General features: G+C 61.3%; 6 protein-coding genes and 14 pseudogenes. 11 read left to right on the top strand and 9 right to left on the bottom strand.

Features of this window, described 5'->3' with window-relative positions; genetic code table 11:
- Window positions 1–65 precede the first annotated feature (65 nt).
- Both ACYQOP_RS13210 and ACYQOP_RS13205 read left to right on the top strand, forming a co-directional pair.
- A protein-coding gene (locus tag ACYQOP_RS13210) for an IS630 family transposase (RefSeq protein ID WP_461225306.1) occupies window positions 66–1,011 on the top strand; the annotation gives its coding sequence in 2 pieces (ribosomal slippage) (window positions 66–421 and window positions 420–1,011; 948 coding nt in all).
- An 85-nt stretch (window positions 1,012–1,096) separates the two neighbouring features.
- Window positions 1,097–1,713 (top strand): annotated as a pseudogene (locus tag ACYQOP_RS13205) (transposase); the annotation flags it as partial.
- Here ACYQOP_RS13205 and ACYQOP_RS13200 read toward each other — a convergent pair.
- Window positions 1,713–1,985, bottom strand: a pseudogene (locus tag ACYQOP_RS13200) (IS110 family transposase); the annotation flags it as partial. The pseudogenes ACYQOP_RS13205 and ACYQOP_RS13200 overlap by 1 nt on opposite strands.
- Here ACYQOP_RS13200 and ACYQOP_RS13195 point away from each other — a divergent pair.
- Window positions 1,968–2,360, top strand: a pseudogene (locus tag ACYQOP_RS13195) (IS21 family transposase); the annotation flags it as partial. The pseudogenes ACYQOP_RS13200 and ACYQOP_RS13195 sit on opposite strands and share 18 nt — an antisense overlap.
- Window positions 2,357–2,488 (top strand): annotated as a pseudogene (locus ACYQOP_RS13190) (ATP-binding protein); the annotation flags it as partial. The pseudogenes ACYQOP_RS13195 and ACYQOP_RS13190, both read left to right, overlap by 4 nt.
- Before the next feature lie 57 nt (window positions 2,489–2,545).
- Here the strand turns inward: ACYQOP_RS13190 and ACYQOP_RS13185 are convergent.
- A pseudogene (locus tag ACYQOP_RS13185) lies at window positions 2,546–4,092 on the bottom strand (ISL3 family transposase).
- Between the two features lie 90 nt (window positions 4,093–4,182).
- On the opposite strand from ACYQOP_RS13185, the pseudogene ACYQOP_RS13180 reads away from it, so the two are divergent.
- Window positions 4,183–4,476, top strand: a pseudogene (locus tag ACYQOP_RS13180) (ATP-binding protein); the annotation flags it as partial.
- 15 nt (window positions 4,477–4,491) lie between these two features.
- Here ACYQOP_RS13180 and ACYQOP_RS13175 read toward each other — a convergent pair.
- Window positions 4,492–5,447 (bottom strand): IS630 family transposase gene (locus ACYQOP_RS13175; protein WP_207414330.1). Its coding sequence is split into 2 segments (ribosomal slippage): window positions 4,492–5,108 and window positions 5,108–5,447, totalling 957 coding nucleotides; the frame shifts between segments, so codons are not numbered across the junction.
- A 92-nt stretch (window positions 5,448–5,539) separates the two neighbouring features.
- On the opposite strand from ACYQOP_RS13175, the pseudogene ACYQOP_RS13170 reads away from it, so the two are divergent.
- A pseudogene (locus ACYQOP_RS13170) lies at window positions 5,540–5,860 on the top strand (ATP-binding protein); the annotation flags it as partial.
- Between the two features lie 958 nt (window positions 5,861–6,818).
- Window positions 6,819–7,220 (top strand): VanZ family protein, encoded by a 402-nt coding sequence (locus tag ACYQOP_RS13165; protein ID WP_461222644.1) that lies wholly within the window; start codon window positions 6,819–6,821, stop codon window positions 7,218–7,220.
- A gap of 61 nt (window positions 7,221–7,281) precedes the next feature.
- Here the strand turns inward: ACYQOP_RS13165 and ACYQOP_RS13160 are convergent.
- From ACYQOP_RS13160 to ACYQOP_RS13150, 3 pseudogenes are all read right to left on the bottom strand, one after another.
- Window positions 7,282–8,237 (bottom strand): annotated as a pseudogene (locus tag ACYQOP_RS13160) (IS481 family transposase).
- 106 nt (window positions 8,238–8,343) lie between these two features.
- Window positions 8,344–8,621, bottom strand: a pseudogene (locus tag ACYQOP_RS13155) (IS110-like element ISMno7 family transposase); the annotation flags it as partial.
- A gap of 388 nt (window positions 8,622–9,009) precedes the next feature.
- Window positions 9,010–10,032 (bottom strand): annotated as a pseudogene (locus ACYQOP_RS13150) (IS110 family RNA-guided transposase).
- Window positions 10,033–10,052: 20 nt separating this feature from the next.
- On the opposite strand from ACYQOP_RS13150, the gene ACYQOP_RS13145 reads away from it, so the two are divergent.
- Window positions 10,053–11,039 (top strand): IS481 family transposase, encoded by a 987-nt coding sequence (locus tag ACYQOP_RS13145; RefSeq protein WP_461225304.1) that lies wholly within the window; start codon window positions 10,053–10,055, stop codon window positions 11,037–11,039.
- Here ACYQOP_RS13145 and ACYQOP_RS13140 read toward each other — a convergent pair.
- A pseudogene (locus ACYQOP_RS13140) lies at window positions 11,039–11,704 on the bottom strand (IS110 family transposase); the annotation flags it as partial. The gene ACYQOP_RS13145 and the pseudogene ACYQOP_RS13140 overlap by 1 nt on opposite strands.
- A gap of 150 nt (window positions 11,705–11,854) precedes the next feature.
- Between ACYQOP_RS13140 and ACYQOP_RS13135 the strand changes: the two are divergent.
- The 3 genes and pseudogenes from ACYQOP_RS13135 (at window position 11,855) to ACYQOP_RS13125 (ending at window position 15,152) form a co-directional block, all read left to right on the top strand.
- Window positions 11,855–12,645, top strand: a pseudogene (locus ACYQOP_RS13135) (IS5 family transposase).
- A 211-nt stretch (window positions 12,646–12,856) separates the two neighbouring features.
- A pseudogene (locus ACYQOP_RS13130) lies at window positions 12,857–13,662 on the top strand (IS5 family transposase).
- 446 nt (window positions 13,663–14,108) lie between these two features.
- Window positions 14,109–15,152: an acyltransferase family protein gene (locus tag ACYQOP_RS13125; RefSeq protein WP_461222643.1), complete on the top strand. Its 1,044-nt coding sequence runs from the start codon at window positions 14,109–14,111 to the stop codon at window positions 15,150–15,152.
- 951 nt (window positions 15,153–16,103) lie between these two features.
- Here the strand turns inward: ACYQOP_RS13125 and ACYQOP_RS13120 are convergent.
- A pseudogene (locus ACYQOP_RS13120) lies at window positions 16,104–16,885 on the bottom strand (IS5 family transposase).
- Window positions 16,886–16,992: 107 nt separating this feature from the next.
- The gene (locus tag ACYQOP_RS13115) at window positions 16,993–18,570 is read right to left on the bottom strand and encodes a flippase (RefSeq protein WP_461222642.1); all 1,578 of its coding nucleotides are present in this window, start codon (window positions 18,568–18,570) and stop codon (window positions 16,993–16,995) included.
- Window positions 18,571–18,803: the final 233 nt, after the last annotated feature.

The raw sequence follows: 18,803 nt of genomic DNA, 5'->3' as shown, positions 1-18,803 counted from the left end.
AGCATGATCCGAGCGGCTTGAAACGGATATCGGGCTGAAGGGTTGGTCGGTGAAGGAGAGCGCCGATATCCTCAGCTCTGTCCGTCGATTTGCGTAAACGTGTTGTCGGGGCCGTTGCAGCCGGGGCCTCGCGGCATCAAGCAGCCGTACGCTTCGGGGTTAGCTTTGCCAGCGCGAGCCGCTGGTGCGGGCTGCTTGCGCGTCAGGGGCATGTCGCACCTAAGCCCATGGGTGGAGATCAGCGCTCGCATCGGGTCGAAGCCCATGCCGACCAGATCCTGGAGCTCTATGAGCGACGGCCGGGCATCTTCTTGCATGAACTGAAGGCCGCTCTGGCCGAGCATGGTCTCCACATCGCCCAGAGCAGCCTGTCGCGTTTCTTCAAGCGCCACGGCATCACGCGAAAAAAAGCACCGGCCGTGCCTCGAACCAGGCCTCCCGGACGTGAAGGCGGCCCGGGAGGCCTGGTTCGAGGGCCAACCCGATCTCGATCCGGACCGCCTCGTGTTCATCGACGAGACTGCAGCCACCACCGCCATGGCTCGGCGCTATGGACGAGCCCCGCGGGGCGAACGCTGCCGCATGAGCGTGCCCCAGGGCCATTGGAAAACCACAACCGTTACGGCGGGGCTGCGCGCCAGCGGTATCACCGCACCCTGGTTGCTCGATGGGGCGATGAACGGCTCCGCGTTCCGTACCTACGTCGAGGCCGTGCTCGTACCCGACCTTAAGCCCGGCGACACGGTCGTGCTCGACAACCTGCCGGCCCACAAGGTCGGCGGCATCCGCGAGCGCATCGAAGCGGCTGGCGCGCGGGTGCTCTACCTGCCGCCCTACAGCCCAGACTTCAATCCGATTGAGCAGGCCTTTGCCAAGCTCAAGGCCCTATTACGCACCGAGGCGGCTCGCACCATCCCGGACCTCTGGGACGCCATCAAACGCGCGCTGACACGCTTCCAGCCAACCGAATGCCGCAACTATCTCGCCGCTGCAGGCTACGACGCGACCTGATCGGATGCCGCTCTAGATGTGAACTGACCCGCTGGCTTCACCCCGTGCTGATTGAGAGGATCAGCCAGGACCGAAGGCGCTGGACATGCGGCGAGGTCAGAAGACGGGTGCGGAGCGGGTGGTGCTGAAGCTGCGCCAGATTGAGGTTCAGACGGCACAAGGCAAGAGTTTGGCCCTAGCTTGCAAGGAAGCTGAGATCTCCGAGCTAAGCTTCTATCGCTGGCGCAAGGAACACGGCGGCCTGCAGATCGACCAGGCCCGTCGGATGAAGGATCTATAGCGCGAGAACGCTCGATTGCGGCGGATCGTGGCTGATTTGTCCTTAGAGAAGAAGGTGCTGGTGGACATCGCCTCGGGAGCCGAACGCCAGCGCCAGCAAAACTTGTAGCCCCCGAGCGACGCCGGCAGGCGGTCAAAGCGATCCAGGAGAACTACGGTCTCTCGGAGCGCCACGCCTGCCGGATCGTCGGCGAGCACCGGGGCACGCAACGCTACGTGCCCACGGTCCCGGCTGACGAGGATGAACTGACGCGCGCCATTGTAGCCCTTGCATCCAAGTACGGACGCTAGGGCTATCGCCGCGTTACCGCGCTGCTGCAGGCAGGCGGGCGGCAGGTGGGCAAGGACCAGGTCCAGTGCATCTGGCGTCGTGAGGGGCTCAAGGTCCCACGGAAGCATCGGTCGCGCAGTCGTCTATGGCTGGTCGGTCGCGAGACGGCTTCACAGATTGCCTGAGCGTCGGCCGCGTCGTTCTTCTGACGACGAACATAGGCCTTCACGTAGGCCGGCGGGATCAGCCGGACCCGGTGCCCGAGTGCGAACAAGGTGCGGCCCCAGTAATGCGCCGTGGCACAAGACTCCATCCCGACCAGACAAGGCGACAGGTCTTCAAAGTAGCGGAGGACCTCCGATCGACGATGCTTTTTCCTGAACACGACGCACCCGCCGGCATCGACGCCGTGGATCCGCTGCATGACCTCGCGCTGATCGAGACCAAACCGAACGCCCTCGATTAGGCGGCCGCGCTCCAGGGCTGGGATCTGCCCGAGGCGTTTCAGCATCTATGCGACCTCCTGGAGGCACGCATGGGTAACCGCAGCAAGCACAAGTTCATCCAAGTGCTGCGCCTGATGGAGGCGATGCCCAAGGACGTCTTTGCCTCGGCCTTCACCGACACGATCCGACTCGGGGCGATCGGTTTCGACGCGGTTAAACTGATCGCGCTGGCGCGGCTCGAACGCCGACCGCCCCGCCTCCATTTGGCGGCCTACCCGCATTTTCCCAGGAACATGGTGAGGACGGCCGTAGCCGCCGACTACACGGTGCTGGTGCCGGAGGTGGCGGTATGAGCGCGGCGCGTGACGAGACGATGCCGGGCGGCACCACCGGTGGCACGCAGGGGATCCTGCTCGCCCATCACCTCAAGCAGCTGAAGCTTCCTACGGTGCTGCGCGAGTACGACATGGTCACCCGGCAGCCCGTCCTAGCTGTGTTTCGGCGTGCAACTTTGGCTCCAACGCACTTCCGCTGATGATCAAGGCGTGAGCCCGATCAAGCGAGCTTGCAGCAGGTCGATGTTGCCGCGGCCGTACATCTGGCGCTTGACGAGCTTGAGCTTTGTGACCTGTCCTACGGTCTGGCCGTTCGACCATGGCAGTGTGATCGCGGCCTGAACTGCGGATCGGTCCTGACCGAAAGCCGCGCGAAGGAGGCGACGAGACTTGCCTCGGCCCGCCTGAGCCATCCTCCGAGCCGGCCGGGCTTGTTTCCTTGCACTATCGTCCGGAAGGCGCTGACCACCTCGCGTGTCTCAACCAGCGCCGGTACCCCTCCCTCGACAGTGGCCACGGTCAGCGTCTCCGCCCTGGTCAACCGGTCGCGACCCGTCGTTAGCAGCCGCGCCAAGGTTCGCATTGACGGCACACGCTGGAGCCGCTCGATGTTGGCCTACTCGGCGCGCCAGCGGCGCGTCGCCCATTCCCCAATCACGCTGAGTGATCCTCGAAAGCCCTGCGCCTTCGCCATTCGTTAGAGTTCGGCGGCATTGCGGCTGCCTGCGTCCTACTGGGCGTCGAGCCAGGGCAGATAGGTGTCGAGCGAGCTTTGGCGGACCCGGAAGACGTCCGAGCGCTCGCCGCGCGGGACCGCACGCACCACCTTGCGGCTGTGGCCCAAACGCTGGCCGAACCGGCGAATCGGAATGCCTGCTTCCGCGAGCGCGCGGATGGCCGCATCCGCCTCTTCTCTCCGCAGGTAGCCCTCGTGATGGATGCGCTCAGCCGCGGTGAGGAGCCCCGGATCAAGGGTGGTGGCGCCGACGACCTCGCGAACCTTGCGCACGGCGTAGAGGAAGCGGCAGCTGGCGTTCTCCATGAGGTGCCAGCGGTCGGCGACCTGGATAGCTTGCGGCAAGGCACGGGCGATGTCCTCACCATATCCACTGCCACGGTCGTGGGCGACGATCTGGATCGAGGTGTTCTCGTTCAGCCAAGTCTGCGCGGTGGCCTGTTCGCGATCTGGTAGGAGCGCCACGATGCGGCGGCGTTTGAGATCGGAGACCAAGGTGCCGTAGCGGTGATTGCGTCGCCAAGCGCAGTCGTCGATTCCGATGACGGCGAGTGGATCAGACCATGTAGCCGCCCGACGGCGGATGACCCGCAGGAGCGTGTGGCGACTGACTAGCAGCATGAGGCGCTGGGCGAGACCCGCACCGGGCCGACCACCAAGGGCGAGACCGAGGTGATAGACGATCTGCTCCAGCCGCGAGGTGCGTCGCGCGAAGGCGGGCAGGAACTCGTCGGGAAAGCGCTCGGCGAAGATCTTCCACTCGAAAGTCGCCGCGTCGCACAGGAAGCGTCGTACGACAACCTGGAGCTCGACGCGCCGGCTACCGAGAGGCAGGTCGACGGCACGACGCTGGTAGTGGCTTTGAATGCGACGCGAATGGGTCCGGCAGTTTGGGCAGGCCGTCGCCGCGGCTTCCGATCTCACGACCCGACCGATCCGGTCGGCGCCGACGTCGAGATGATCGACGATCAATCCAGTGGGTACGAGGCTCGATGACCGGAAGCGAGGGCGCATGCTACGGCTCCGTCGTGGATATCAGCAACCTCAACGTTGTCGGCATCAGCGAGAGTGAGTCAAAGCTCAGATTGGACGACGATTGACATCCAGGGCGGCATCGACCACCCGCGCTACCTACTCCGGCTTGTCGAACTGGAACTCATCGAACGCGAACAGCGCATGGTCGAACGCCGGATCCGGTCGGCACGCTTTTCGGCGGTGAAGAGCCTAGACACCTTCGACTTCACCGCGATAACGAGCCTGAACAACATGATTGTGTATGAGCTGGCGCGCTGCGGCTACATCCTCGGTCGGGAGAACGGCATCACACTCGGCAACTCCGGCACCAGCAAGACCCAAATCGCCTTGGCTCTCGGCTTGGCGGCTTGCCAGAAGGGCTTCTAGAGCGGCATCCGATCAGGTTGGATCGAAAGCATCGTAGCCTGCGGCCACGAGGTAGTTGCGGCACTCATTCGGTGTGAAGCGCCTGAAGGCCTGCTTGATGGTGTCGCAGAGTTCCACAACCGTGCGGGCGCCCTGGGCTCGCAAACAGGCCTTGAGCTTGGCAAAGGCCAGTTCGATCGGATTGAAGTCGGGCGAGTAGGCCGGCAGGTAGAGCAGGCGGGCACCGGCCGCCTCGATGCGTTCGCGGATGCCGCTGACTTTGTGGGCGGGCAGGTTGTCGAGCACGACTGTGTCACCCTGCTTCAGAGTCGGCGCCAGGGTCTCATCGACATAGCGGCGGAAGCGGACCCCGGTCATGGGGCCGTCGAAGAGCGCGGTCGCCGTCAGGCCGCTGGCCCGCAGTCCCGCTGTGACCGTGATGGTTTTCCAGTGACCGAACGGCACGGCCACCCGGCAGCGCTTGCCACGCGGCGCCCATCCGTAGCGACGCGTCATTTTCGTGTTGGTTGCGGTCTCGTCCAGGAACACGAGCCGGTCTGGATCGAGGTCGAGCTGGCCCTCGAACCAGGCCAGGCGCGCGGCCTTCACGTCCTCTCGATCCTGCTCTGCGGCGTGGCCGGTGTTTTTTTACGCGTGATGCCGTGGCGCTTGAAGAAGCGGGACAGGCTGCTGACCCCGACCCGCAGGCCGCGTTCGGCCAGATGGGTGCGTAGCTCCCGCAGGAACAGTTCCGGTTTGGCCTCATAGGTCCGCCGGATCAGGCCAGCCTGGGCCTCGATGGCGTGCGAGCGCTGATCGCCGCCCATCGGCTTGGCCCATGTGCGTCCTTCCCGCATGAAGGCCTCGTGCCAGCGCACGGCGCTAGCCGGACTAACCTCGAACCGTCTGGCGGCTTCCCGGCGCGAGGCTCCTGCCTCGATCGCCATCACGACCCGTTCACGCAGATCGACTGACAGGGCTGAGGGCATCCGGCTCTCCTCCTCGGAAAGCCGCGCATCGAATCACATCTGCGCCGCCCCCGAAACCCCGGTCGATTCAAGCCGATCGGACACCGCTCTAGGTCGCGTTCACCACTGCACCCTCTCTGGTCAACCAGCTTTTGGAGGCCCGTGACAAGCGTCGTCTGCAACGCGAACTTGTTTGCGTGAAGCTCCTGATTGTTGACGAACTCGGCTACGTGCCGCTCTCGCCGACGGGAGCCGAGTTGCTGTTCGAGACCATCTAGCAGAGCTACGCGCGCGGCTCCACCGTGGTGACCTCGAACCTGCCGTTCGAGGATTGCTCCTTGGTCCTGGGCTTGGAGCGGCTTGCCGGCGCATTGCTCGACCGGCTGACCCACCACGTCACCATCCTGAGCCTGTACGACGACAGCTGCCGCCTAAAAAACGGTTTCCTCCGGCTCGGCCCAGATTGTGCGGATAGATTCATGGATACAACCTTAATGTCCCATTTCGAGATAATCATGCCCCATATTATGACATGGTCACGATTCTTTGAACGAAAGCCACCGCTATTTGTGGTCACTTTTATATGCTTTCTGGCTGTTTTGCCTTGGGCATTAATATACCTATTTACTGGGAAAATCATTTGGCTTTGGTAAAAAGAATGCCAAACTCATTGTTGATCGCGCCCATATTTTATATAGATCCCTACTAAATATCCCGCTTGCAATACCGTTAAATATGCAAATATTATAACAAATTTTAAAAGAAAGATTTCCCCCCTTAGATGCCAGATACCAAAAAATCCAAAAAAAATAAAAATTGATGCGCATAATACAATCCAATATTTATAGTATGTTCCGCATATTGCGCCCACCACAAATAAAAATACTGAAATCAACATATAATATACTTTCTATTCACGTTGGGCCCATATTTTACGTTCAATCATGATGGCAACAAAGACGAAATTTCTCCACAACGCTTCCAATGCGAGCTGGTGTAAAAAATCAATAGGATATTGCTTCCTCAAAGTTGTTTGCGGATGAATATAAAAATGACAACTTAAATTTTTTCTTTTCTAGCGTTGTCATTTTTATTAAAAATTTCGCAATATGTTATAGGCGTACCTACTTGTCCGTGGTACAAATAATTCTATTGGTTTGTCACGATTTTGATATTGGCGGTCATTTGAGCGTTGCCTCTTGGTGCCGACTTTAGATATCAACCTTGGCGCGCCGTTCCCGCTTCGCGGTGTTTACGGACAGGATTAGGGGCCGGCTCCAACGCGGAGCGGCCAGCTGGCAGGTATGCCTGACGACCTGTGAACGCCGACGTACTTGGGTTTGCGATAGGAGTCACAAGACTTGCAGAGCTTGGGATGTTACACGGCCTGCCATGACTCTTAAGTTTGTTCTCACCGCCCTTAGAATGCTCCGCATCGCTGGTTGGCTGTGCATCGGCGTTCTCATAATGCTATCCTGGATCCCGCGTGAGCTGGAAGCGAGAACGGGCCTTCCCGGACAGATCGAGCATGCGATCGCCTATTGCAGCGCCGCTGCGATCTTTGCGTTCGCCTATCAGGACGCACACCGCTGGCGCCTGATCGCAGCGTTTGTTGCGCTGGCTGGTGTTCTAGAGACGGGTCAGTTGTGGGTGCCGGGCCGGACATCGCAGATCATTGACTTCGCCGCTAGCAGCGCCGGCGCAATCGCAGGAGTGCTTCTTGGCCGAACGGCCATTATCTGGCTTATTGGCTTCATTCTGCGCCCTCGGCGAAGGGATCTGAACCACCGCTAGATGTTTGATCCCGGGGTATGAGGTGCAATCTTCACATCGGAGTGGAGGGACGCGCTATAGGCTAGGTGTACGGTCCCGGGATGAGGTGTGACGGATTGATCCTGAAGCGCTCGGGCTCTTTCGTCCAGGCATTGAGGATGAACTCGGTGGGCGTCAGGCCGCGCAGCGTCTTGAGTCTGCGGGCATGATTGTAGGCATCGACGAACAGATGCAGATGCGTTCTCAGCTGAGCATGGCTGTCGTAGTGGTAGCGTTTGACCGTCGCGTCCTTGATCGTACGGTTCATTCGCTCGACTTGCCCGGTGGTCCAAGGGTGGTTCACCTTGGTCAGACGGTGCTCGATGCCATGCTCGTCGCAGACACGATCGAAGATGTGCTGACTGTCGTAGATATCCCGCTGGCGTGATGTGAACTGAATGCCGTTGTCCGTGAGCACAGTGTGGATGCGGTAAGGCACCGCTTCGATGAAGTTGCGGAGGAACTGAGCAGCCTCCATCTTGCCGGCGCTCTCGACCAGCCGCACGAAGACGAATTTGCTGGTTCGGTCGATGGCCACGAACAGCCTGAGCTTGCCCTCAGCGGTGCTGACCTCGGCGATGTCGATATGGACGTAGCCGATGGCGTAACTCGCAAAGCGCTGCTTTTTGGGTTTGCCGCCGTCGATCTCGGGCAGTCGGCTGATGCCGTGCCGTGCCGTTCCAGACAGCGATGCAGCGAGGACCCGGTCAGGTGCGGGATCGTCGGTTGCAGGCCATAGAGGCAATCGTCGAGCGGGAGCAGCGTGTGCCGTCGGAAAGCGACGATGATTGCCTCCTCCTCGACCGTGAGCACGGTGGAGCGCGGCTCCTTGGGTCCCATCCGGGCATCCGCCGTCGTCGCCCGTTTGCGCCACTTCTGCACCGTCGTCGGACTGACGCTGTAGCGCCGGGCCAGCGCCCTTACGCTCACTTCACGTAGCTGGATCGCGCGACGGACTGCCTCCGTCGTGGTGGCGCTTCCATGGAGAACTTGGTCCATAGCGCTTCCCTCGCAGCATGATGCGCAACCGTATCACCACACCGCGGGATCAAACAGCTAGGTTCTTCACGGCAGCGCCACAACGACGAAGCGGCCGTGTTGGAGGTCAAGCGGGGATCGACCGCCAGGACGTGCGGTCGCGGACGATGGCGTTGAGCGTCACCAGGAGCTTTCGCATCATGGCTACGAGGGCGCCTTCTTCGGCCGGCCTCGTTGGGTCAGCTGCTCGTAGAAGGGCCGAAAGGGAGAGCCTTGCCAGATCGCAGTCAGAGCGGCCATGTACAGCATGCCCCACACCGGGGTTCGTCCCCCCGCGATGGATCGTCGGCCTCGCATCAGGCCAAAGTCGCGGTTGCTTGGCGCGATGCCGACGAGGGCCACAATCTAGATGTTTGATTCCAGGGTTTGATGGTGCAATCTTCACGTTGGAGTGGAAGGACGCGCTATGGGCCAGGTTCTTCACGGCAGCGCCACGACGACTGAGGCGGTCCGTCGAGCGATCCAGCATAGTCATCTTTGGACGGCCCCTGCTCTGCAAGGGTGAAGTTGGGCTAATCTGACCATCGGTCGGGTGCAGTCATCTTTCCGGCCTGTTGGCGCGGCGCTAATGGCCGCTGGCCCTGATGGAGTCCGCTGACCAGGTCCGTTCAAGCGAGCGAGCGCGAAGCTCGGACTATGCTGCGGTGTGCCTGGTTTGCGGCCGCGTTCCGATCACCATCAACCCTCATGCACCCTTCCAGTCCAGAGCTGCGGGGCTACCGCAGCGATTTAGCTAAGCGTGGCTCGCCGTGCGATAGACGTCCCCACGTGCCAGCAGCGCCCAAGCGATGCGTGCCGTCTTGTTGGCCATGGCCACCGTCACAACGCGAGCTGGACGACGCTCAAGGAGGGATCGGATCCAGGCGGCCGCACCTTGGGTGCTCGTTCGCGCCCGGCGGATCACCGAGGTCGCCCCCATGACCAGCAACTTGCGTAGGTAGCGGTTTCCCATCTTGGAGATACGGCCTAGCCGCTCCTTGCCGCCCGACGAGTTTTGGCGTGGCACGAAGCCGAGGAAGGCTGCGAACTCGCGGCCCGAGCGGAAGTGGGTTGGATTGCTGACAGTGGCTACCAGGGCCGTGGCGGTGATGATCCCGACACCGGGAATGCTGGCCAGGCGCTGGCTCGCCTCGTCCTGCCGATGCCACACGAGCAGCACTCGCCCAAGTTGGTTGATCTGGGTCATGAGGGCCTCGATCTGTGCCACCATCAACAGCATCGCGGACGCTACGATCGGCGGGAGGCGCGCCTCATCGGCTGAGCGGATCTGTACGACGAGGTCGGCTAGGCGCAGCGCACCCTGCGGAGCGATGAGCCCGAACTCGGCGCAGTGGCTGCGCACGGCGTTGATGAGCATGGTGCGCTGGCGGACCAAGAGGTCTCGGCTGCGATGCAGCACCAGCACGCTCTGACGCTCTGCGGTCTTGATCGGAACGAATCGCATGGTCGGTCGTGAGACAGCTTCACAGATTGCCTGAGCGTCGGCCGCGTCGTTCTTCTGACGACGAACATAGGCCTTCACGTAGGCTGGCGGGATCAGCCGGACCTGGTGCCCGAGTGCGGACAAGGTGCGGCCTCAGTAATGCGCCGTGGCACAAGCCTCCATCCCGATGAGGCAAGGCGACAGGTCTTCGAAGAACCGGAGGACCTCCGATCGACGATGCTTTTTCCTGAACACGACGCACCCGCCGGCATCGACGCCGTGGACCTGGAAGACGTTCTTGGCGAGATCGAGCCCGATTGTGATGCTGCTCATTGCATAAACTCCTTGCCGAGGTGGACAGCGGCAACACTGTACCAAGCGCTGACGCCGGGTGCAGGGGCTGTCCACACCATCAAGCGAGCCTGAGGGCTCTCTCGAAACGCTACGGGATCAACCAGAAGACCGTCGCCAAGTGGAGGCAGCGGACCTCGGTCGCCGACCAGCGCACGGGTCCGAAGGATCCGCGTTCGACGGTGCTTTCACCTGAAGATGAGGCGGTCGTGGTCGCCTTTCGTCGCCACACGCTCCTGCCGCTCGACGACTGCCTTTACGCGCTGCAGGCCACGATCCCGCACCTGACCCGCTCGTCGCTGCACCGCTGCCTGCAACGCCACGGCATCAGCCGACTGCCGGAGGTCGACGGTGACAAACCCAAGCGGTCGCGCTTCAAGGCTTACCCGCTCGGCTACTTCCACATCGATCTGGCCGAGGTTCACACGGCGGAAGGGCGGCTCTACCTGCTCGTCGCCATCGACCGCACGACCAAGTTCGCCTTCGTCGAGCTCCATGGACGAGCGACGCGGCGGGTCGCGGGCGATTTCCTCCGGCATCTCATCGAGGCCGTGCCCTACCGGGTGCACACGGTGCTCACCGACAACGGCACCCACTTCACCACACCCGGCAACGTCGCCTCGGCCGCCTCCATCATCCAGGAGGCGATTGCGGCCGGCGAGACCTTCCGAGCTCACAGCTTCGAGCTTGCTTGTGCCCGCAACGATATCGACCATCGCCTGACCAAGCCGCGACACCCCTGGACGAACGGACAGGTCGAGCGGATGAACCGCACGATCAAGGACGCGACGGTCAAACGCTATCATTACGAAAGCCACGCGCAGCTTCGCGACCATCTGGCCGACTTCGTCAGCGCCTACAACTTCGCTCGCCGCCTGAAGACCCTGCGTGGTCTCACGCCCTACGAGGCCATCTGCAAGGCATGGTCCGCCGAGCCCGGTCGCTTCCGGTCAAACCCGCTCCGCCAAATGCCGGGACCAATCATCTAGTGGCGCCCGATGGTGCCGAACTCGGGCAACTGCGCCTGAAGCGCGCGAGCGGTGACGTCACCGATTCCGGGGACGGACTTGAGCAGCGCCTCGGTGTCGCACCGGTCGGGAGAGCCCTTGATGGCTTGTCCAATGTCGCTGTCGAGTTCCGCGAGTTCTTTCTCCAGAAAGCCGATGTGTCGCTCCAGCCGCCGGGTCAGCTGCTTGTCCGCGGCCTGATCGCGACGGTCGGTCTCCATACAGATCATCCCTATGATCTGCCGCCGCCGGCTCACAAGCGCGGCGAAGTGCGGTCTCTCCGGCTCCAGCAAGGGCCAGGCCGGTGGTCTGATGCGTTCGGCGAAGAGGGCAATGACCTCGGCGTCGAGCGCGTCTGTCTTTGCCAATCGGCCCATCGCTCTGGCAAAGTCGCGGATCTGGCGCGAGTTGAAGATACAGAGCGGCAGTCCGACAGCGGCCAGAGCTGCAGCCACGCTTGCCTCGAAGCCATTTGTAGCCTCCAGGACGATGAGGGCTACAGGTAAGCCACTGAGCCGACGCGCGAGAGTATCCAGCTCCTTTGTGTTACGCAGGACATGGGATGCCTCGTCCGACGGTCTGAGGTGAACGTCGAGGCGACCCTTGGACACGTCGATGCCGATGAAGACGGCGCGTTGTTCGTCCATGACCCTACCTTGCAAATGCGGGCTCTGATCCAAGCGGCTGTCCGGGTTCGGGACTAAAAAGGTCAGGGGCGCGCCATGCTCTGTCACGGGCTTACAAAACCCTAAATGCTGTTATGGACCTGAGCGGTCTGGACTCCAGATGGAGGAAGCATGACCTCTTCGCGCCAAGCCTATCCGTCCGATGTTTCCGATGATGAATGGGCGCTGGTTGCGCCCTACCTGACGCTGCTGCGCGAGGATGCGGGGAAGCGTGAGTCTTCGCTTCGCGAGGCGTTCAACGGGTTACGCTACGTGGTGAAGACGGGGGCACCCTGGCGGGGGATGCCCCACGACCTCCCACCCTGGGAGGCCGTCTACCAGCAGGCCCAGCGCTGGCTGGCGGCAGGCTGCTTCGAGCAACTGGCCGACGATCTGCAGGCGCTGCTGCGCCTGGCCTGCGGGCGTTCTTCTGAGCCGAGCGCGGCCATCCTCGACAGCCGAACTATGCGCTCGACGTCCGAGAGCGGCGAGCGGGCCGGCGACGATGGGGTCAAGCGTAAGAAGGGCTCGAAGGTCCATCTGGCCGTCGACACCTTGGGCCATCTCCTGGCCCTGCACGTCATCCCCGCCGATGCCGACGACCGGGCCCAGGTCGGGCATCTGGCGAGGCCGTGCAGGTCTTCACTGGGGGCAGCGTCGATCTGGCCTATGTCGACCAGGGTTATACCGGGGAAAAGCCAGCCAAGGCCGCCCGCGAACACGGCATCGAACTGGAAGTCGTCAAACTCCCGGAGGCCAAGCGCGGTTTCGTCCTGCTGCCGCGACGCTGGGTCGTGGAGCGTTCCATCGCCTGGGCGACGCGCTTCCGCCGCTTCGACAAGGATGACGAGCGCTATCCCAGCACTCTTGCCGTTCTCTACATCGTCGCCTTCGTCTGCCTCATGCTCAAACAGGCCGCTTAACTGGCACGTGGTTCATAACAGCCTCTAGGCAAACACGGGCTGACCCTCACCCTATAACCTCACTGGTGTCGCTCCAGCGGGCAAATCAAAGATACAAGGCGATACGCAACGTGATTGGGGAGAACGATGGGTGAAGAGGTGGTTGAGACTGAACCCGCATAAGAGCGCCTAACAGAACGGCACGGAGTTGGAAGTTCCGCGTTGGTTTGGCATGGCCAGACCGCTTCTCCCCGATGATCTCTGGGATGAGATCGCTCCATTCCTCCCGCCACCTCGGCCCCGTCCGAAGGGCGGGTGTCGTCCGATTTAGAACCGGGCCGCCCTGACGGGCATCCTGTTCGTGCTGCGCTCGGGTCTGCCGTGGGAGATGCTACCGGCCGAGATGGGCTGCGGCTCCGGCATGAGTTGCTGGCGGCGGCTGCGGGACTGGCAAGCGGCGGGCGTATGGAGCCGCCTGCATCACGTGCTGCTGGAGCGCCTGCACGCAGCGGGTGAGATCGACTGGAACCGGGCTTGCCTGGACAGCGCGTCTGTCCCGGCTCAAAAAGGGGGCCTGCCACCGGCCCGAACCCGACGGACCGGGGGAAGCCGGGCACGAAGCGCCACCTCGTCACCGACGCGCGCGGCACGCCGCTCAGCTTCTGCCTGAGCGGGGCCAACAGACACGACACCGTCATGATGGCGGCTACCCTCGATGCCATCCCGCCTCTGCGGAACGGCCGCCGCGGCCGACCGCGACGCCGCCCGGACAAGCTGCACGCCGACAAAGCTTACGATGCCAGGGCTCGACGTCAGGAGCGCCGGGCGCGTGGGATCGTCCCCCGCATCGCTCGTCGTGGGGTCGAGAGCAGTGAAAAGCTCGGTCGCCACCGCTGGGTGGTCGAGCGTACCCACGCCTGGTTCAACCGCTTCCGCCTCCTGCCCGTCCGCTACGAGCGACGCGCCGACATCTACGAGGCTTTCACAAGCCTCGCGGCAAGCCTCATCACCCTCGACCAGTCCAGACGATTCTGTTAGGCGCTCTAAGCCTCCAGCATCAAGAACGGGTGGCGTGTTGCCAAGCATAGCAGGCTCAATTCGTCCAAGATGCTTCTGCCGAATCGAGCGAATAAACCGCGCCGCTAAGCACACGACGGCTAAATATTAACACTACGACAGCCTCAAGCAAACCCGCGCTCATCTAACCGATTTCGTCAGCGCCTCAATTCGCATACGCCACCTAAAGACTTTACGTGGCCTCACCGCTACGAAGCCATCTGCGAAGTTATGGTCCACTGAGCCCAGCTGCTTCAGATCAAACCGCACATCCTGAGCCTGTATTCCCAGTTCGCCTTATTGTCTTAGACAACCGCACGAAAATCCGCGATAAACCGTTTCGTTAAGTTGCGCCGACATGAGAATGACGGTGGTCAAGTCGGTCCACGCGAATGGAGGCTATGCAAGTGTATCTACAGCCCGTCACGGTGCAGCGATCTAAGTTCGGCGGCATACAAGCTGGCCGCGCCGTGGCAGCGATCTTAGTCGTTTTCAGCCATGCTAGCACCATCATTGCCGAACCGCGATTCTACGGAACCGAGCCCTTCGGCGGACTTCTGCGGGGGTTCGGTGCAGGCGTGGATTTCTTCTTTGTCCTCAGCGGCTTCATCATTGCTTGGGTTCACTGGGGCGATATCGGTCGGCAGGGACGCGTTGGGCCTTATGCGCGCAATCGTTTCCTGCGCATTTATCCGCCCTATTGGGGCATTCTGCTGCCGCTCTCGCTGCTCTATTTCCTGTTCCCCAACACGGGCCAGCCGAGCCAGCACGACCCGATGAATTTTGTTTTTTCCCTACTGCTCGCTCCGTATCCTGAACATCCAATCCTAGGAGTCGCCTGGACCTTGGTGCACGAGGTAATTTTTTACATCGTTTTCGGTCTTTTGATCCGCCTCGGCTCGCGGGCGGTTTGGATGTTGCCGGCCTGGGGAGCGATGATCGTGGTGCTTCAACTGTCATTCGAGCGCTTACCGTTCCCGCTGACGATTTTGTTCAATGAATTCAACCTCGAATTCCTGCTCGGAGTTGGGTCGGCTCTATGGCTGATGCGCCGCAAGACCCTTGCTCCCGGCACCCTAGCAGTGGGAGGAGCTCTGGTGTTTCTGCTGACCATGATGTTGGGGAAGACAATCTACGATCATTCGCTTGCTGCCCGCATGATCTTCGGCTTATCCTCCGCCGCCTTTATTCTTGGAACCGTCGAATTAGAGAGAGCTAATCGCCTTGCCGTTCCTCACTTCACGCTCCTCCTCGGGGGAGCATCTTACGCGATTTACCTGATCCATGGTGTCACCCTATCGGCGTCGGTTAATATCCTTACGCGCTGGTTCGGACCGACGCTGCCACTAGGACCACTAGTTTGTCTCCTCGTCGTGGTTTCAACCGTCGTTGGGGTTGCGTACCACCTAGCCGTGGAGAGACCGCTGGGCGAAGCCTTACGTAGATCACTTCAGCTCCTCCCAAGATTTTAGGAACACCCTGATACGCCGTTACAGATGGGAAAGGTGCTCGACGACGAAAAGTAGACGCGAGTCCACCTCCGAGACTAAACGCGAGGCAGTGGCCCTTTTAGAGTGCCGCAGCCGACCGAAAATGCATATTGCTAGCCTAAGTTAGGATCGAGCCATCTATGCTTAAGTAGTGGTGCATGTCGCAGATGGGCGACTCTCCGCCATCGTGGCCGGCAGAATTGGCAGGAACTGTATCGATGTACCCGGTGGCTTCCACGTCCATCGGGCGGCGGAAACTGTCCTCCTGCGGTTTGAATTCCGCCGGCCGCAACGGTTCAACGCTACGACCACGGCATCCGCGAGCAGCCGAACTTTAAGCTAACAGCTCGCTTTGCGGCGGAATCCGCTTCCACGACGGAGATGAAATTTCCTTCATCACCGGTCGTTCCCGTTGGCCCACTTCTTCGACACCCCGCTTAGCCGCCGTTGGAAGCTCACTCTTTTCTCAGCGTTCCCCGGGCGATCCCGGCGAGCTCGGCTGCTAGCGCCACGACCATGACATCGTAGTGCGCACGCGCCAACAGTCTACGCAGCCATCTCCCGATCCCGTTCGCTACCTTCGACGGTGAGGCCAGCACTGAGCGCGATCCCTGGATGAACAGTCCTCACAGATAGGAGTTGCGTGCTTGCCAATGCCAAAAAAACTTCGGTTTGCTGCCGGTCGTATACGGTTGGGATACGAGGCCGAGGCATGCTGGCAGGTCGCGTACGGGTGCTAAGCCGCGTACATCGTCAATGGCCGTCATCGGGGCGATGGCTGGGGTCGACACCACGTTACGTGCTGCCTCATCAATGCAGAGATAAGTGACAAATTCTCGGTCGTAAGCACCATTACAACCATAGCGATACCGCTGCTACGTTTCAGCCGAAGAGACACGTTGAAGTACAGATGCCGAACTAGGTCGTAGACTCTTAAGATCGGAGCCAGATGCGGACGGCTGCGAGTTTGACGCTTGCGAGATAGTTGGCCGGGTCCTTGTCGTAGAGGGTGGCTACTGCTCTGAGGTGCTTGATCTTGTTGAAGAAGCGTTCGACGAGGTTGCGGTAGCGGTACAAGAATGAGCTGAAGGCCGGGACGTCCTTGCGGTTGGGCATCGGCCGGACATTGGCCCAGGCCACTTGCTGGGCCAGACGGTCTCGGCGTTCGTCGCTGTCGTAGGCCCGGTCGCCGAGCAGGGTCTGCCCCGGACCGAGCATGCTGAGCATATCGTCCGAGGAGCGACCGTCATGGGCCTGCCCCTCGGTCAGCTTGAGAGCGATGGGGCGGCCCTCGGCATCCACCAGGGCATGGATCTTGCTGGTCAGGCCGCCGCGCGTCCTTCGAGAGTCTCAGGATGAGGCGACCCATGCAACGGGATCGGTGGTCTTTTTTTAGCGGTGGCAGCATGCTGGTGCACCCGCACGCTGGTGGCGTCGATCATCTAGATATCGCCGTCGTAAGCCTTTGACACAGCATCGAGAAGTCGATCCCATACTCCGGCTTTGCGCCACCGCCGGAAGCGGTTGCCGCAGGTCGTTTGAGGTCCATACCGCACTGGGATATCGGCCCAGAGCGCGCCCGTACGCAGACGCCAAAAGATGCCGTTGAGCACGCGCCGGTCGTCCACTCGCTCGACACCGCGTGTGTCCGTCGGCAGGACCGGCTCGACCACCGCCCATTCCGCATCCGTCAGATCAAACCGAGCCATCGGCATCTCCTTCCAAAGAGGAAAACCCAATGATCGTCGTCCTGATCCAAATCCCCTTATGAGTTCACGACCTAAATCTAACCACGGTATGACAGCCGAACGGCCCACCATTTTCAAAGCATACGGCGTAGGCGTCCGATGCCAAACGCGATCGAGCGCGAAACAACTGATGCTACAACGGGCGAAAACAAATAGGCCAACGCAACAAGGACAGTCCCGGCTATGACACCCAATGCAAAGGCGGGCCCGATTGACAGCGGGATCGCTTCGGCCGTAGCATAGCAGGCGAGCATTAGGCCGCTCGCCGGGATTAGCGGCCGAAGGGCGCTGGCCCTCATTCCAGAACGATTCATTAGTAGACCTGCATCCGCGACCACGCGAAGCGACCAAGCTAGAGCTGCACCCACTATTCCCAGGTTGGACGACAATGTCCACAGCACAAGCACGAACGGTACGATCTGGAGTAGGTGGAGTTTGGCTGGAAGGTCCGGCCGGCCCTGTGCCTGCAGGAGACTGAAGGGGATAAATGCGAGCCCATTCATCCAGCCACCGATAAGAAGGATGCGCGCGACGGGCGCACCCAACTCCGCAAACCGTGGGCCAATCCAAAATTCAAGGAAGGGGCCTACCAGCAGGATGGCGGGCGCGCAGATCGCCGCATAGCCATAGGCTAGAACGACGAGAGACTGTTCAGAGATGATGCGGCCCTCCTCGGCTTGGAGCCGGGACATGCGCGGGAACAGGGAGCGGGCGAGCGCAACCGCGAAGAGCTGACTGCGTATGACGAGCCCCATCGGAACGGCATAGTAAGTAACTGAAGCAACGCCGAGTATGGAGCCAATAACTATCTGGTCGAGCGATTGCAGGATGGGGCTGACGATGCCCGATACTGTCACCCAGCCGCCATAACCGAGAAGGCGTCCAGCCGTTTCACGGTCGAGGTTGGTCGCCATCCAGGGGCCATTCCGGAATAGGACATAGCCGAAGATCAGAAGGACTCCGAATGCGCGCGACAGGACGGCAGCGGGAATGACGACTGACAGATCTGGGGCTATTAGGACCGCGCAGAGCACGGGAACTATCTGACCAGTCGTTGAGCCTACGAGTTGAAGAACGTTGGCTGCGGCAAATCGCTCGCGCGCCTCCAGCGTGCCGACCGCTACGCCAGATACGAGCGCGAGCGGCAGGAGAGCTGCGACCCAGGGAAGGCTTCCCTCAATTTCGGAATGGAGATCGGCCGGAACGGAGACGATGCGCTCGAGGAGAAGAAAGCCCGAGCCGTAAAGGATAAAGCCTCCGATCGCTCCGAACGCCAGATTTAGGACGATGGAGGTCGCAACGATCCGTGAACGCTCCTCGTCTGCCGTCGAATCGAGCTTTGCTAGTGCGTTCGTCGCGGCGCGAGAGAGGCCGAGGTCAAGGAAGCCGAGATAACCGAGTAACAGCCAGACAATCGAAAGAACGCCGTAGCGCGCGTCGCCGATCTGGTGGACGTAGATAGGGACAGTGACAAGAGACACGATCAGGCCAACGACCATGCTCGTGGAGTTGATAATGAAGTGGCGCCCCAACCCAGCCGAGCGCGACGCGGGCGCGAACGGCACCACCGCCTCGACGGAGATCTCCGCGACTGACTCTTTCGGTATATCTGATTTCACGCCCTCTCCTAAACTGTTGACCGCAGAAGCCATCGCGCCTGCGGATTCTGCCTTCTGCCCCGAATTTGGAGCGCGTGACTCTGCCAGAACATCAGCCGCTACAACCTCGGTTTAGGTTGGAGCGAGAGCATGCATGCTTCTTAGGGTCGCCCCGAGATCGACGTAAGGACTGGCATTAACGCAAGCTAGCCGCTGGAGGCCATCCACCTCTATGGTCAGACCAGACCTTTCGCAGGCTTCGGAGGGTGCTAGTGCGCGGCGGATAT

The sequence above is a fragment of the Methylobacterium sp. CM6247 genome (assembly GCF_054817925.1).
Note: the sequence above shows the minus strand (reverse complement) of the source record. Positions and strands in the feature narration are given on the sequence as shown.

What these genes read in the sequence shown, in the direction of transcription:
- ACYQOP_RS13165 (WP_461222644.1), top strand. Translation starts at nt 6,819, where the DNA reads ATGACTCTTAAGTTTGTTCTCACCGCCCTTAGAATGCTCCGCATCGCT.
- ACYQOP_RS13115 (WP_461222642.1), bottom strand. Translation starts at nt 18,570, where the DNA reads ATGGCTTCTGCGGTCAACAGTTTAGGAGAGGGCGTGAAATCAGATATA.